This window comes from Allobosea sp. TAF32 (assembly GCF_052113585.1).
Classification (GTDB): Bacteria; Pseudomonadota; Alphaproteobacteria; order Rhizobiales; family Beijerinckiaceae; genus Allobosea.
The window spans coordinates 1-15,568 of the sequence record NZ_JBFRDM010000009.1; the positions used below are offsets into that span (position 1 = coordinate 1).

12 protein-coding genes and 2 pseudogenes are annotated in these 15,568 nt (G+C 65.6%); 1 reads left to right on the forward strand and 13 read right to left on the reverse strand.

Annotated features, from left to right (window positions below; genetic code table 11):
- The coding region (locus tag AB4Z16_RS19925; RefSeq protein WP_441513092.1) for a chromate resistance protein ChrB domain-containing protein at positions 1–399 on the forward strand (399 nt) is incomplete at its 5' end.
- Between the two features lie 163 nt (positions 400–562).
- On the opposite strand, the gene AB4Z16_RS19930 is transcribed toward AB4Z16_RS19925, so the two are convergent.
- The 13 genes and pseudogenes from AB4Z16_RS19930 to AB4Z16_RS19990 form a co-directional block, all read right to left on the reverse strand.
- The gene (locus AB4Z16_RS19930) at positions 563–1,291 is read right to left on the reverse strand and encodes an SDR family oxidoreductase (protein ID WP_441513093.1); all 729 of its coding nucleotides are present in this window, start codon (positions 1,289–1,291) and stop codon (positions 563–565) included.
- Positions 1,288–2,943, reverse strand: coding sequence for an FGGY-family carbohydrate kinase (locus tag AB4Z16_RS19935; protein WP_441513094.1), 1,656 nt, complete (start codon positions 2,941–2,943; stop codon positions 1,288–1,290). Before AB4Z16_RS19935 ends, AB4Z16_RS19930 begins: the two co-directional genes overlap by 4 nt.
- A gap of 1 nt (position 2,944) precedes the next feature.
- On the reverse strand, positions 2,945–4,384 hold the full coding sequence (locus tag AB4Z16_RS19940; protein WP_441513095.1) for an FAD-dependent oxidoreductase: 1,440 nt from the start codon (positions 4,382–4,384) through the stop codon (positions 2,945–2,947).
- Between the two features lie 75 nt (positions 4,385–4,459).
- Positions 4,460–5,755 carry an ABC transporter substrate-binding protein gene (locus AB4Z16_RS19945; protein WP_441513096.1) on the reverse strand — a complete coding sequence of 432 codons (1,296 nt, stop codon included), beginning with the start codon at positions 5,753–5,755 and terminating at the stop codon, positions 4,460–4,462.
- A 24-nt stretch (positions 5,756–5,779) separates the two neighbouring features.
- Positions 5,780–6,613, reverse strand: coding sequence for a carbohydrate ABC transporter permease (locus AB4Z16_RS19950; protein ID WP_441513097.1), 834 nt, complete (start codon positions 6,611–6,613; stop codon positions 5,780–5,782).
- Positions 6,603–7,478 (reverse strand): carbohydrate ABC transporter permease, encoded by an 876-nt coding sequence (locus AB4Z16_RS19955; protein WP_441513098.1) that lies wholly within the window; start codon positions 7,476–7,478, stop codon positions 6,603–6,605. The genes AB4Z16_RS19950 and AB4Z16_RS19955 overlap by 11 nt, the downstream gene beginning before the upstream one ends.
- Positions 7,479–7,557: 79 nt before the next feature.
- The gene (locus tag AB4Z16_RS19960) at positions 7,558–8,625 is read right to left on the reverse strand and encodes a LacI family DNA-binding transcriptional regulator (protein ID WP_441513099.1); all 1,068 of its coding nucleotides are present in this window, start codon (positions 8,623–8,625) and stop codon (positions 7,558–7,560) included.
- A 427-nt stretch (positions 8,626–9,052) separates the two neighbouring features.
- The gene (locus AB4Z16_RS19965) at positions 9,053–9,922 is read right to left on the reverse strand and encodes a hypothetical protein (RefSeq protein ID WP_441513100.1); all 870 of its coding nucleotides are present in this window, start codon (positions 9,920–9,922) and stop codon (positions 9,053–9,055) included.
- 9 nt (positions 9,923–9,931) lie between these two features.
- The gene (locus AB4Z16_RS19970) at positions 9,932–10,135 is read right to left on the reverse strand and encodes a hypothetical protein (RefSeq protein WP_441513101.1); all 204 of its coding nucleotides are present in this window, start codon (positions 10,133–10,135) and stop codon (positions 9,932–9,934) included.
- Between the two features lie 98 nt (positions 10,136–10,233).
- A pseudogene (locus AB4Z16_RS19975) lies at positions 10,234–12,126 on the reverse strand (response regulator); the annotation flags it as partial.
- An 87-nt stretch (positions 12,127–12,213) separates the two neighbouring features.
- Complete coding sequence (locus AB4Z16_RS19980) at positions 12,214–12,600, reverse strand: PAS domain-containing protein (protein ID WP_441513102.1); 387 nt, start codon at positions 12,598–12,600, stop codon at positions 12,214–12,216.
- Positions 12,601–12,727: 127 nt separating this feature from the next.
- A complete protein-coding gene (locus AB4Z16_RS19985) occupies positions 12,728–14,170 on the reverse strand; it encodes a UdgX family uracil-DNA binding protein (protein ID WP_441513103.1) in 1,443 nt (480 codons plus the stop codon).
- Positions 14,167–15,398, reverse strand: a pseudogene (locus AB4Z16_RS19990) (putative DNA modification/repair radical SAM protein). Before AB4Z16_RS19990 ends, AB4Z16_RS19985 begins: the two are co-directional and overlap by 4 nt.
- Positions 15,399–15,568: the final 170 nt, after the last annotated feature.

Genomic DNA, 15,568 nt, shown 5'->3' on the forward strand with positions numbered 1-15,568 from the left:
GACAAGGAACCCGAGTTCCTGTTCGTGCCGCCGGACCAGGTCCGGAAGGTGGCCGAGGAAACCGGTGCCATTCCCTATGATGTGCCCGGCGTCGAGTACACGCATGTCGGAGAGGGATGCAGCTTCGACACTTTCGTCGAGAAGCACGATCTCGCCAAGGATGCGGCCATCGCCACGGTGGCAGCCATCGTCCGCGGAGCCGATACCGACAGGCACGATCTCACGCCGCAATCGGCCGGGCTGCTGGCGATCTCGATGGGGCTGCGCGATTTGTCGCCGGATGATCATGAGGTCCTGAGGAGCGGCTTCATCATCTACGACGCGCTTTATGCCTGGGCATCCCGCCGGAAGGGCGAAACCCATAGCTGGCCACCGGCGGCGAACGCTGCTGCGGCCTGAGGTCGTCCATCGGGCATCGGAGCGAGCCCGTGCCATGCATCGTGGCGGAACCAGCGCTCTGGCGGCCGCTGTCACCTGCCAGCCCTGCTACCCGCGCGCGTTTTCCTGTCAGCTCCCGCTGCGCGGCCCCGAGGCGGTGGAGCGCGCAGATCTTGGCATTCCCTTACAGGTCAGTGCTCTGGGGAAGAATGACGAGGTCGCGGATCGTGACGTTGCGCGGCCGCGTCAGCATGAAATGCACGGCCTCCGCCACCTCCTCAGCTTCGATCAAGCCACCGCGAGCGCGCTCCGCATCGAGCTTTTCCTGTGGCCAGTCAGCGATCAGCGCCGTCACCACCGGGCCAGGCAGGACCGCGCCGACGCGCAGGCCGTGCGGGATGACCTGGCGGCGCAGGGCATGGACGAAGGCCTGCACCGCATGTTTCGAGGCCGTATAGACCGGCTCCCACACCACCGGCACGACCCCTGCCACCGAGCTGGTGACGAGGATGTCGCCGGTCTTGCGCGCGATCATGTGCGGCAGCACGGCATGGATACTGCGAAAGACCGCATTGACGTTGAGGTTCAGCATGCGGTCCCAGGCATCGGGGTCGCCCTCGCTGACGGGGCCGCCGACATAGGCGCCGGCATTGGCATGGAAGATGTCGAGCGGGCCGGCCTTGTCGAGGATACCAGGCAGCATGCCGGCGACCGAGGCGGGATCGCTGAGGTCGACGACGAGCGGGATCGCCGCCGAGCCGAGGGGCTCGCAAACCTGCGCGAGAGCCTTGCTGTCGCGATCGACGAGGACGACGCGGGCACCGGCGGCGAGCAGCCGTTTCGCGCAGGCAAGGCCGATTCCCGAGGCTGCGCCGGTGATTGCCGCGACTTGTCCGGTCAGTTCCTGGGTCACGACGGGGTCTCCGATAAGGCTTGAGTCCGGGCGGGCGAGATGACCTCGCGCGCCTGGCGCGCGGCCCCTTGCAGTGTTTCGAATGCGGTAAAGCGTCGATCGTGAATCCGTGCGATCTCAGCGCCGGCGGGGGTGAAGACGGCTGCACCCTGCGCCATGTCGGTCATGGCTTGCGCGAGGTCGGGGAACGCCCCGGCAGCGGTTGCGGCAAGCATGGCCGAGCCGAGCAGGACGGGGTCGACATCATCAGGCACCAGCACCGGCAGCCCGGCGCAATCAGCCAGGAGCTGCCGGATCAGGGGTTGGCGGCCGGCGCCGCCGCTGAGCACGATGGCCTCGACGACGGCGCCCTTCGCCCGGCTGGCCTCGACGATCTGGCGCAGGCCGTAGCCGATGCCGGTGAGCCCGGCGATATAGAGGGCGGCGAGATGATCGAGGTCGTGCTCCATGCCGAGCCCGGCGATCAGCGCGCGCGCATGCGGATCGGCATGGGGCGAGCGGTTGCCGAGGAAATCCGGCACGACGACGAGCCCCTCGGCGAGATGCACCGCGTCCGAGGGGCTGGCGACATGCTGCGCGACACGGGCGGCGAGCCAACCGGGGAGGGCGATGCCTTGCGTCTCGGCCCAGTGCCGTGCCTCGGGCGTCGCGGGATGGAAGCCGATGAGCTGCTCGATGGCGGCGCCTGCGCCGGATTGGCCACCCTCGCTCAGCCAAAGGCCCGGCGCCATCGCCGAGAAATACGGCCCCCAGATGCCGGGGATGAAGATCGGCTCGCGGCTGCTGGCCATGGTGCAGGCAGAAGTGCCGAAGACATAGGCCATGCGCGTCAGCGCCGTACCATGCGGCGAGCGCACACCGACCGAACCGACACCACCGGCATGGGCGTCGATCAACCCGGCCGCAACGGCAGTGCCGGCGTTCAGGCCGAGTTCGGCGGCGGCATGTTCGGTGAGCCCGTTGCCGAGTGCCGTGCCGCCCGGAACGATCTCGGTGCCGATCCGCTTGAATTCATCATCCGGGAGGTCACCGAGGCCGATCTGGCGGAAATAGCCGGCATCCCATCGCTCCTCATGGGCGAGATAGGTCCATTTGCAGGTCACCGTGCAGGTCGAGCGCGCGAGCGAGCCGGTCGCGCGCCAGCTCAAGAAATCGGCGAGGTCGAAGAACTGCCAGGCCGCATCATAGGTCGCGGGCAGCTTCTCCTTGAGCCACAGCAGCTTCGGCGTTTCCATCTCGGGCGAGATCGTGCCGCCGACATAGGCGAGAACGGGGTGGCGCGTGGCGTTGATGCGCTCGGCCTGCTCGATGGCGCGGTGATCCATCCAGACGATGATGTCGCGGCTGGGCTTGCCATGCGGCCCGACGGGGAGGGGCGTGCCGCCCGGCCCCAGCACGACCAGCGAGCAGGTCGCATCGAAGCCGATGCCGGCGATCGCGTTGGGACTAAGCCCGGTTTGCCCCATAGCCTCGCGCACACTGGCGCAGACGGCCTGCCAGATATCCGCGCTCGATTGCTCGGCGATATCAGGCCCGTCCCGGTAGAGCGCAATGTCGCGCTTGGCCGTCGCGACCATGCGCCCGTCCCGGTCGAAGATGCCGGCCCGGGCACTGCCGGTGCCAACGTCGATGCCGATGAAATGCCCGGTCATGTCAGGCCGCGGCACGGTTCGGCGGCCCGGCGCGGGTGCCGTCGGGATTGCGCAGGTAGACGCCGCGTTCGAGCTGCTGGCGGCGCAGTTCTCCGACATCGATATCGGCCGGCGGGCGGTTGCCGCGCACCGAGATCTTGGCGGCGCGGCCGGCGGCCTCGCCCATCGCCATGCAGGTCGCCATGACGCGGATCGCGCCCATCGCCTCATGGGTCGCCGAGATGCTGCGGCCGGCCACCAGCAGATTGCCGATCTTCTGCGGCACCAGCGAGCGATAGGGAATGTCGTAGCAGTCGCCGCACCAGATCAGCGTGCAGCCGTCATCGGATGGGCGGTGGATGTCGATCGGGTAGCTGGCGACCGCGATGGCGTCGTCGAAATGCGTGCAGGCGAGCACATCCTCCTGCGTCATCACGTATTGGCCGAGGATGCGGCGCGTTTCGCGAATGCCGAGGAAGGGCGCCGTCTTGGTGAAATAGGCCTTCTCGAAGCCCGGTACGTAGTTCACGAGATAGGTGACGATGTCGTCGATCTGGGCGCGGCCCTCGATCTCGCCCTTGGTCAAGCTGCGGGCGTCGGTGCCATCAGTGCCCTTGACGCGGGTCATGTTGATCCAGACCTCGCCCTTCTTCAGCCCGGTGATGATGATCGTGCGCTCGTTCGGGATCTTCAGGCCGCGCTCGGCCTTGGCCTTGGCCATCAACTCGCGCATCCCGACGACGATGAACTGGTGGTTCTGGCCGAAATACTCGGCCGGGATGAAGTCGGTGAGATAGGTGCGCGCAGCCGGCGGCGCGTTGGCGATCGAAAGCCTCAGCGCATCGGTGTCGACACCGGCGAGGCAGAACATCAATGTCGGCGGCTGCATGCCGCCCTCGGCGTTGCCCTTCTCGGTCGGCACCCCGGCGCTGTAGGCGACGTCGGCGTCGCCGCTGCAGTCGATCACGACCTTGGCGAGGATCGCGGTGCGGCCGCTCTTGCTCTCGGTGATGACGCCGCGGATCGTGTCGTTCTCGACCAGTGCGCCGGCAAAGAAGGTGTAGAACAGCACGTCCACGCCGGCCTCGGTCAGCATTTCCAGCGCGACGGTCTTCACCGCCTCGGGCTCGACCAGCGTGATGCCCATATGGAGCGGGCAGGGCCGGTGCTCGCTGGCGCCCTGGCGCTCCCGGCGCAGGCGCTCGATGAATTTCTGCGGCAGCCCATCGATGATCTGGTTGCCCTTCTGGCCGAGGAAACCGAGCACCGGCAGGCCGATCGTCATGTTGCCGCCGACGAAGCTGCGGCTTTCGATCAGCCCGACGCGCAGGCCGTCCTCGGCCGCCGCCAGTGCAGCGGTGATTCCGGATGGGCCGCCGCCGACGACGAGCACGTCGTACTCGGCCGAGACGGGAATGGAGCGGGCCGGCTCCTCGATGGAGCGGGGCGATGCGGTCGACATGACGATATGTCCTTCAGAGTTAGACGATATGCGATGCGCCTGCGGGGCGTCTTGCCCCGCAGGTTGGAAGATCGATCAGCCCGGCATCATCGGCTTGACGCGTTCGATGATGGCGGAGACCGCGTCCTTGACCGGCTTGCGGCCGAGCACGGCGAGCTGGACCTCCTCGAGGAAGATCGCCTGCGCGCGGGCCGCTTCCGGGAAGGGTGGGAAGGCGCCGCGCGCCGTCGCCAGCACCTTAGCCTCGACCGCAGCGAGCGCGTTGCCGGCCTTCAGCTTCTCGTCCGCATAGGTCGAGACCCGCACCGGACCGTTGCCGTTCATGGCCATGCCGAGCGTCACACGCTTGCTGGAGACTTCCCTGATGAAGCTCCAGGCCAGCGCCTTGTCCCTGGCGTTCTTCGGGATCGACATCGCCCAGGCCTCGACGACCGAAGCCATCGGCATCTTGCCCTGGATCGCCTTGGAACCGGGGAAGGGGACGGCCTTGATCTTGCCGGGGAATTTGCTCTGCTCGGCATTGTTGAGCTGCGCGCCACGGGCGAAGGGCAGCACGGTGAAGGCGGCGCGGCCCTGCTGGAGCCATGTGACCTGATCGTCGTTCTTGGTCGTGGCATAGCTGCGCGGCAGGCTGCCGGCTTCGAACATGCCACGCAGTGCCGCCAATCCCTGCTCCAGCGCCTCGCGGTTCGGCACCAGCTTGAGGTCGGGGCTGATGAAGTCGCCTCCATAGGCGCGAGCGAACATCACCGGGAAGACGGCGAGGTCGCTCGCCAGCACCATGCCGGTGACAGGCGTGCCGGCCTTGGAGGTGAAACTCGTCTTCTTCGCCTGCTCGATCAGCTCTTCCAAAGTCGTTGGCGGGCCGGAGATGCCGGCCTCCTCCAGCAGCGCCTCGTTGTAGAACAGTCCTTGCGTCGCATGGCGGATGGGTATGCCGATCAGCTTGCCGTCGACTGTCATGCCTTGCACTAGGCCGGGCGCGATGTCGCCGAAATCCTCGATTCCCTCCTTGTCCTGATACTGGCCCAGAGGCTCGAACAGCGCGGCGATCTGCGAGGTCGGCCGGTTGTCGATGAGATAGCCGACACCGTACTCGGTCTCCTTCAGGCTGGCCTCGCGGAAGAGCCGGTCCTGCAAAGGATTGGAGTCGAAGGTCGTGAAGGCGGTCTCGGCGTCATTGGCCTTGCGCCAGCCCGCCATCAGGTCGCCGTCGCCGCTGCCGAGCACGGTCTGGTGGACCTTGTGGCTGAGCACGTTCAGCGTCTTGCCGACGGCGAATGCCGGGGCGATTGCGAGCGCAGCGGCGGCACCTGCTGTGCTGGCGACGAAGGCACGGCGGGTGAGCTTGGTTTCAGGCTTGTTCGACATTTTTTCCTCCCTCTTTTTGGTTGGCTATCCCTTCGTCGAACCGGCTGTGAGTCCGGCCACGAGGTAGCGGTTCATGAAGACGACGAAGATGAGGACGGGCACGAGCTGCACCGTCGCGGCCGCGAAGAGGATCCCCCAGTCGACCCCATCGATGGAGCCGATCATCTCTGAGATCACGAGCGGGGCGGTCTTGGCCTTCGTCGCCGTGAAGATGAAGGCGAAGAGGAATTCGTTCCACGAGAACACGATGACGAAGACCGCGACCGCGAGCACGCCCGGCATCGCCAGCGGCATGATGATCTGGCGCAGGATGGTCATGCGGCTGGCGCCATCGATGGAAGCCGCCTCGTCCAGCTCGCGCGGGATCTGGTCCATGAATGTGCGCATCAGCACCGTGCCCAGCGAGACGAAGAAGGTCGCGTAGAGCAGGATCAACACGAGATGAGTGTCGCTGAGTCCGAGCCAGTTCACGATCGGGAACAGCGGCAGCGTCACTACGATCGGCGGGATCAGTCTGACGATGATCAGGCTGCCCATGCTGGCGTTGAGCCAGCGGCCGGAATTCCGCGAATAAACATAGCCGGCGCAGGCGCTGGCGACGATGGCGAGCAGCGTCGCGCCGACAGTGATCAGCAGGCTGTTGAGCAGCCCCTCGAAGAACACGCCCCACGAACGCCAGAGCTCGACGTAGTGCTTGAAGGTCGGCGTGAACAGCCATTTCGGCGGCACGGCGAAGATGTCCTGCCCCGGCTTCAGCGACGACAGGGCGATGAACAGGATCGGGAACAGCGACCAGAACAGGATCGCGGCGACGGCGAGCGCCTTGCCGCCACCGATGAGGAGACGCTCAGTGCGCATGAGCCACGCCTCCGCGCTTGAGCAGGAAGACGTAGGCGCCGGCGAGCAGGAGCGAGATCACGACCATAATCCAGGCGGTCGCCGCGGCCGAGCCGAAGGCGTTGAAGCTGAAGGCCTCCTGATAGAGGTAGATCGCGACCACCTCGGTCGAGCGCGCCGGGCCGCCCTTGGTCAGCAGCCAGGCCTCCGAGAACAGGCGGAAGGCGAAGATGTAGCGGAAAAGCAGGGCGATCAGCATGGCAGGGCCGAGCAGCGGCAGCGTCACGCGGCGAAAGGCTTGCCAACGCGTCGCGCCGTCGATCCGGGCGGCTTCGTAGAGCTCGGCGGGGATGGCGAGGCGGGCCGCATAGACGATGACGAAGGTGAAGGGCAGGTGCAGCCAGATCGTCAGCAGGCCGATCAGGATCATCGCGTGCGACGGCTCGAAGGACCAATCGAGCGTCGGCAAGCTGAGCGCCCGCAGCGCCAGCGTGATCGGCCCGGCATCGGGGTCGAACAGGAAGCGCCACATTACCACCGCCGTGACCTCGCTGACCGCATAGGGCGCGAGCACGGCGACGAGCAGGAAGCGGCGGAAGGGCAGGCCGCTGGCGAAGAGCAGGGCCATACCCAGCCCGACGGCAAGCTCCAGATGTACGGCCACGACGACGAGAACGACCGTATTGAACAACGCGCTGCGGAAGGCGGGATCGGTGAGGACGCGCCAGTAGTTCTGCAAGCCGACGAAGCTCGGCGCCTGGCCGAAGCTCGAGGTGTTCAGGCTCAACCAGACGACATAGAGCGACGGCAGCACGATCACGCTCAGGATGAGCAGATGCACCGGCGCCAGCAGCGGCAATATCCGTGCCGTTCTCTGTAGTTGCACGCATTTCCTCCAAAACTTCTTTCGCTCCGGGCTCTGTCGGCCCGGTGGCTCGGACGGGGGCGTCCGCAGTGGATGTCGGTCAGTGCACCGGCTTGGGCGAGGCGGTCGGTCTCTCCGTGTCCGGAAGTGGATCGGGTGCGCCGGCGTGGCCGCCAGCCGCCGCGATGGCGGTGAGATCGCGCACGGAGTCGCGGATTTGCAGGCTGGCTTGCAACACCGAATGCCCGGGGGCAGCCTGGTCTCCGGACATGCGTGCACGCAGGCGCCGCCAGGCGGCTGCGGCGATCTCGTCAATCGGCTGGCGGATCGCGGTGAGGCCGGTCTTGCGAGCGCTCATCCAGGGATAGTCGTCGAAGCCGACGACCGAGACGGGGTCGGGGATGTCGATCCGCAGCCGCGCCAGCGCCGACAGCGTGCTCAGCGTGGTGACGTTGGTGAGTGCGATGATGGCGCTCGGCTGCGCATGCCGTTCGAGCCATTGCAGGAAAGCCGTGGCGCCGCGGTCGGCGTTCGAGCCGAGTTCGACGACCGTCGGCTCTCGGCCAAGCACGCTCCCGATCAGGTCGCAGGCGCCGCGGACACGCTCGCGGATCGGCGAGATGCCGAGGCTGGAGGCGGCGACGAGAATATCGCGATGTCCCTTTGCGAGGAGATGCCGCGCCGCGATCTCGCCCGCCTCGCGGTTGTTGATCGCCACGGTATCGACGACCGATCCCTCTGGCTGTACGCGGTCGGCGAAAACGATCGGAAGGCGGCCGACCTCATTGCGTAGCGCTTCCGGAACCGCATCGGAGCAGGGGACTGCGATCAGCCCCGAGGGGCGCCAGGCCAACAGGGTGCGCAGCCGCGATTGCTCCAGCCCGAGATCGTCACGGGAGCTCGCGACAAGAATGTCGTAGCCGTCTTGCTGCGCGAGAACTTCAAGCTGCGAGACCAGCGAAGTGAAGAAGACGTCGTCGAGATCGGGCACGAGCACGCCGACCACGCGGGCCTGGCCCGAGCGCAGCTGCGAGGCCGCCCGGTCGACCTGATAGGCGAGTTCTTCCGCGGCCTTCAGCACGCGCTCGCGCAGATCGGCATTCACCGGCTTGTTGCCGCTGAAGACGTTCGAGACGGTCGCAATGGACACGCCAGCGCGAGCTGCCACCTCCCGGATCGTTACGCGCCCGCCTTGCATCCGCGCCTCGTTAAACGTTTTACAGTAAAACGTTTAACGGGTTCGAGGCTCGACTGCAAGAGCGTTTCTGCTGCGGTCGGCGGGATCGCGGTCAGATGCTATGCCGACTTATGATGTGCGCCTGGTCCAGGATTGTTGCCACGATCCTGATGGGACGCGCACGAGGCTCTGTTTCGCTCGGGGTCCGGAGGGCGTGTTCAGGTGGTGAGCGGGACAGGCTGACGCCAGGGTCGGTACTCACCCGCCGTGACGCGTGCGATTTGGATCTCGGTTGGAGGCTCGATCGTCGCATATCGCTGGGTGCCGCTGGACCAGCGCCGCCGCGCGATCCAATCGTCTCGGTGACACGAAAAAGTGCCCGGCCCACCGAAGTGGAGCCGGGCCGTGCTGCGATCAATCAGAGCGTCGGTTCGACACGCAGGTTCTGGTCCCGGTGTTCGCCGCCGAGCGTCGCCGCCCAGGCCGCGGCGGCCGCTCCCACCAACAGAGCAGCCGCAGTCAGGAACGCGGTCAGAACCGCGATCTTTCGCGCGTGCTCCGCCACCTGCTTGGCCGTTTCCTTGGCCTGCGAGAGCCGGGTATAAGCATCGTCGATGCGCTTTTGCGCATCCTGCTCGCTGATGCCCGACCGCGCGGCCAGCCGCGATGCCAGATAGTCCCGGTCGCTCGGCTCGATCTTGCCGTTCTTCAGCGCGTTGACAAATATCCGGGAGGCCTCGTCGCGCTCCTGGGCCGTCGGTTGCTGCTGACCGTTGGCGCGCATGACGTTGTCGAGCGCCATCGCGAGCGGATCGACATTCTGGGACACCAGCGATCCCACGCCCGAGCTTGCGCTGGCGATGCCACTGGCGGCCGTCTTGGCGGCTCCGAACAGCGAGGAGGTCGCGACGAAGGTGATCAGGAGCGCGCCCGTCGCCCAGACGAGCAGGCCATGGGCGGCGTCGCGCACCTTGCGCTCGTCGCCGTTGGCGTCGAAGCTCGGCTGGCGCATGCGGCCGGCGAGATAGCCACCGGCCATTGTCGCCGAAGCCATGACCCAGAGTGCCCAGAGTGCTGCTGCGACCGCCAGAGCGGTGGCACTGGAGCTCTTCTCGAAATCGGCGGAGACCATCGAAAGGCCGATCGCCGAGCCGAAGACCGTCATGATGGTCGAGATGGCAGTCGCGATCACCGCGCCGCCGATGATCGGCCCCCACTGCACATAGGAGCGGTTCTCCTTGTTGACGGTCACGGGGGCGACGACGACGTCCGTTCCAGACATGGACATGGCGAATTCCTATCGAAGACCGAGGAACGACAGGATGGCCATGATGACCACCACGAGACCGACGAGATAAATAATGCCATCCATGAACCCCTCCTGCAGGCGAGCGAAAGTGAGGGCGAAACGGTTGGCGCTGGGGATAGGTTCCGGAAGAACGCGCTTTGGAAGGATTGCCCGGTGGTCGGCGAGCCATGGCGCATCGCGATGTTTCGCCATCGACGCCAGGGCCCTTGCCCGAGACTCGCCACCTCTCGACCTTCAGGCCCAAGAATTTACATATTAGATTTGATCGCTGCGCCGATCACGGCGCAGATCTATGTGCCCCGCGCCCGTGCGATCGCATTGATGATTGCTGATGGACTGTAGGGCTTGGACACGACCACTTCGCCATTGGCGCCCACCTCCGAGATGTCGCCTGTCGCAAACACCACGCAGAGCGAGCTGATCTGCTCTCTCGCTTCTCGAGCGAGTTCGACGCCCGACGCGCCGGGCAGCTTCACATCGGTGACGAGCACATCGACCGGACGATCCTGCAGAATGGACAGGGCCTCTTCGGCACTGCTCGCCTCCAGAATCGAGAAGCCAGCATCCTCAAGGATGTCGGAGGTGTTCATGCGGATCAGCGCGTCGTCCTCGACGATCAGGACGCTCGCAGGTTTCGGTGCGGCAGGTTCTGCTCCGCCGCCCTCACCTGGCGCCTGATCCGTCTTTTGGGGAGTGCGTGCCTTCTGGCTCGACAGCACCAGGCGGATCTTTCGCGCCAATGCTTCCCGCGTATACGGCTTGGACAGGAGCTCCACGCCCGCATCCAGACGGCCGCCATGAACGATGGAGTTCTCCGTGTAGCCCGACGTGAACAGCACGGCGAGATGCGGAAGGCGTTCGCGCGCGAGCCTCGCGAGCTCGGGGCTCTTCAATTGTCCGGGCATCACCACATCGGTGAACAGCAGATCGATGGGGACGCCGCTTTCGATGACGTGAAGCGCGCTTGTCGCGTCGCTGGCCCGCAAAACGCGATAGCCGAGATCGGTCAGCAGCTCGATCACCGTGCCGCGAACCTGCTCGTCATCCTCGACCACCAGAACCGTCTCGGTGCCCCCGGCAATCGGGCTGTTGTCGACGGCCGTTTCGACGGCCTCCTTCTGGAACGATCGGGGCAGGTAGAGCCTGACCGTGGTTCCGTGATCGAGTTCCGAATAGATTTTGACGTGGCCGCCAGACTGCTTGACGAAGCCATAGACCATCGAGAGGCCGAGCCCGGTGCCTTTTCCCTCCGGTTTCGTCGAGAAAAACGGGTCGAAGGCTTTCGCCAACACCTCGGGCGACAGGCCGGAGCCGGTGTCGCTCACGGCGAGCATGACATACTGACCTGCCGCCACGTCGCGGTGCCTGGCGGCGTAGCTGTCATCGAGATGCGCATTGGCAAGGTCGATCGTCAGCTTCCCCGAACCGTTCATGGCATCGCGGGCGTTGATCGCCAGGTTGAGCAGCGCGTTCTCGACCTGCGTCGGGTCGATCAGGGAATTCCACAGCCCTCCGCCCACGACCGTCTCCACCTCGATGCCCTCGCCGAGGGTGCGGCTGAGCATGTCGTCCATGCCGCGAACGAGACGCCCGAGATTGACGACCTTGGGTTCGAGCGGCTGCCGCCGGCCGAAAGCGAGCAATTGCGAAGCGAGCTTCGAACCGCGGGCAACGCCCGTCATGGCATTGGCGATGCGGCGCTCGGCCTTTTCGTCCCCGGCGACATCCTTGGCCAGGAGCTGCAAGTTGCCCGAAATCACCTGCAGCAGATTGTTGAAGTCATGCGCCACCCCGCCGGTCAGCTGGCCGATCGCCTCCATTTTCTGGCTGTGGCGCAAAGCCTCTTCCGCAGCGATCAGCTTCTGCGTGCGTTCCGAAACGATCTGTTCGAGCGTCTCGTTTAGCTTGGCCAAAGCCAGCTCGGCCTGGCGACGCGCCGTAATATCCTGAAAGAGCACCGCGACCTGTCGTTTGCTAGCCGGCTCGATCCGGATCGCTGCCAGCTCCAGGAAGCGCCCGGTGGCGACGAGCTCCTGCTGAAAGCGAATGGGCGTGCCCGTTCGGAGGACGGCGCCATAGCGCTCCACCCATGCGTCGGCTTCAGCTCCGACCATCTCGCGCAGCTTCTGACCGACGACATTCGGAATCCCGGCATGCCGGGCATAGGCGGCATTAGCCTCGATATGAATGTAGTCGCTGTCGGGCCCGTGCGGTCCATCGAAGAACTCGATGATGCAGAAGCCTTCGTCGATCGCGTCGAAAAGGCCCTTTTAGAGGGCGGTGCTCTCGGACAGAATGCGCTCGGCCAGGCTTCGCTCCGTCGTGTCGCTTCCCTGCACGAAAATGCCGGTCACATTGCCCTGCGGACCGACGAGCGGCTGATAGACGAAATCGAGGAAACGCTCCGAAATCGGGCCGCCAGGCCGAGCCTGAATCACGAATCTTGCGCCAGACGCCGTATACGCCTTGCCCGATCGATAAACCGCGTCGAGGATCCGGACGAAGCCTTGCGCGTCCGCTTCGGGCAGCGCTTCGGCGACGGTCTTGCCGATAAGATCGCGACCACCCGCCAATTCCAGATAGCTCGGATTCGCCAGCTGAAAACGATGGTCCGGTCCCTGCAGCAGCGCCATGAAGGTCGGCGCCTGATCGAACATCTCGGAGAGGAGCGAGGCGATATTGACGTCGCTGGCGGGCAAGGCCGTTTTCCTGGAAGCAGAGTGGTTGATCGGTCGTACGGTATCTGCGAGCCCCGGCAAAGCGCCTCAGCCCGATCGAGATAGTCTAGTGCCGGAGTATCCGTTGCCCGACACGCTCCAGATCGGCAACGAAGCGCGCATACTCACGAGATCGGGCTTCCTCATCCGGCAGGCGGAGAAGAAAGGACGGATGAACGGTCGCCAGCAGCGGCGTGCCGTCTTGAAGCGCCATCTCGCGATCCCGGGCGCTCGCCAGCGAGCCGGCATGCCCCGTCAGCGAGCGCAGAGCCGTAGCGCCCAGCGCCACGACGAGCGGGGGCTTCACGAACTGCAATTCGAGATCGAGCCAGAAGCGGCAAGCGCTGATCTCCCCGACATTGGGCTTCTCGTGAATGCGGCGCTTGCCGCGCAGCTGGAATTTGAAGTGCTTCACCGCATTGGTGACGTAGGCGCGGCTGCGCTCAAGGCCGGCCTCGCGCATCGCCCGATCGAACAACTGCCCTGCGGGCCCGACGAACGGACGGCCCGCAAGGTCCTCCTGGTCACCCGGCTGCTCTCCGACGAAGAGGACGGGCGCGTCCAGCGGGCCTTCGCCGAAAACCGTCTGCGTGGCGTTGCAATGAAGATCGCAGCGCCTGCATCGTTGCGCCGCCATGGCTGCTTCTTGCCAGGACGTGATGGCCGATTCATCGGGGGAAAGCTCGGGCCGGCGCCGAAGCTGCCTGACATGTCGTTCGGGTGGCTGCGTCGGGGCGCGCATGACCATATCCTCTGCTCGCCGGGTTGCGCTTGCGATCAGAGGCACAATCAGTTCGGCCTCGGGTAGGTTCCGCCAGTATTTTGCAGGCATCTCGCTTTTCATCGCTTGCGGCTTGAGGCGGGCCGGGTTGAAGATATTGGCGTAGTAGGTGAGCCAGTAGGTCTCCATGGCATCGCCGTCCGGAGCGTCGGCTTTGCAGGCGGCTGCGCCGAGTTGCAGGACCGTGCCATCCCAATGCAGCGGTCCCTGCGGCGTCATGATCGACCAGATCATCGTGCCGAAGCGCGCCGTGAAGAATGCCGCCGCCCGTTCGAGGATGAAGTGCTCCGGCTCGAACCAGGCGATGAAGGGTCCGTTCTCGCCCGCACCCGATACGGCGCGGAAGCGCACGAAGGCCGTCATCTTGTGCAGGTCACGACGAACCGAGCGGGCCATCGCGTCGGCGCGCGCGACATCGGGATCGACACTGTCTTCCAGCAGCCGCGGCTCTCGCTGCAGGCGTAACAGCAGGCGGTGAAGCAGGGCGAAACGCCCGGCATCCCGATGGCAGATGACATTCTCGGCAAGCTCAATGAAGCGGCGGGGTACGGTAAGCGCGGCAGATTCGGCATCGGCCGGCGGGATGCGCTCCGTCGCGAACAAGTCGGCACCGTCTTCACCCGTCAGCCAAGCGACGGCCTCCGGCCGGATGCCAGCAAGCGCCAGCCGGCGCGCCTCGCGGCGCCATCCCGCAAAGTCGGCAGGCCCGTTCAGCCGGGCCGCGATCACGGGAACAGCGTCAGCTGCCGCGGCGGCGGCATCAACCGGGCGCGCAGATTGGGGGCTTCGAGCGCGCTGCTCGGTTGCCAGCCCTCCGCCAGGATGAAATGCCGGACCGTCGCGAGCGAACGCGTCAGCCGCGCGACATCCTCCAGCCGCAGCCGGCGGAAACGGCGCGAGGCCAGTATGCGATCGACACTGCGCGCGCCGAGCCCGGGCACGCGCAGCAAGGTTTCGCGGCCGGCCCGGTTCACATCGACGGGGAAGCGGCCGCGTTCGCGCAGCGCCCAGGCAAGCTTCGGGTCGATATCGAGATCAAGCATCTCGCTGCGCCCGAGGATTTCTTCGGTCTCGAAGCCATAGAAGCGCGTCAGCCAATCGGCCTGATAGAGCCGGTGCTCGCGCATCAGGGGCGGCGGCTGGAGCGGCAATTGGCGCGAGGCGTCCGGGATCGGGCTGAAGGCCGAATAATAGACGCGCTTCAGGCCGAAGCTGCCATAAAGCCAGGCGCTGCGCTTCAGGATGGCGGCGTCGCTTGCGCCGTCGGCGCCGACGATCATCTGCGTGCTTTGCCCGGCAGGCGAGAAGGCCGGGGCCTTCGTACCCTTGTCGCGCTCCTCGCGGGCTTCGTCGATCTTCAGCTTGAGGCCGCCCATCGCGCTCTTGATCTCGGCCGCCCGCTTTTCGGGGGCGAAGCGCGTCAAAGCCGCCTCGCTCGGCAATTCGACATTGATCGACACCCGGTCGGCGAAAAGCCCGGCGCGCTCGATCAGATCGCGGCTCGCGCCGGGGATCAGCTTGAGATGGATATAGCCGCGGAACGCATGGCGCCGGCGCAGCGTTTCGGCAACACGGATCAGTTCCGCCATCGTGTAATCGGCCGAGCGGATGATGCCCGAGGACAGAAAGAGGCCTTCGATATAATTGCGGGGTAGAAATTCAGGGTCAGCGCGACGACTTCCTCGACCGAAAAGCGGGCGCGGCGGACATTGCTCGACGAACGGTTGATGCAGAAGACGCAGTCGAAGCTGCAGAAATTCGTCAGCAGGATCTTGAGCAGCGAGATGCAGCGGCCGTCGGGCGCGTAGGAGTGGCAGATGCCGGAACCCGTGGTCGAGCCCAGGCCCTTCCCGTTACGCGAATCCCGTTTGGTGGTGCTGCTCGATGCGCAGGAAGCGTCATATTTCGCGGCGTCGCTGAGGATTTCGAGCTTTTCCAGAACCGAAAGCTGCGCCATCGTCTTTCCTTTCGTTCCCTATATGTTCTTAGCGTGCCCCGAATCTGGATTCAAGCCAACCTGGCGGATGATCGTATCGCTGGATCGGGGCAGCCAAACAAATCAGCATTGAAGGCAGCGCCGCATCCGCGGATTTTGCATTATGGCGGTATCGATACGGTACGATTCTG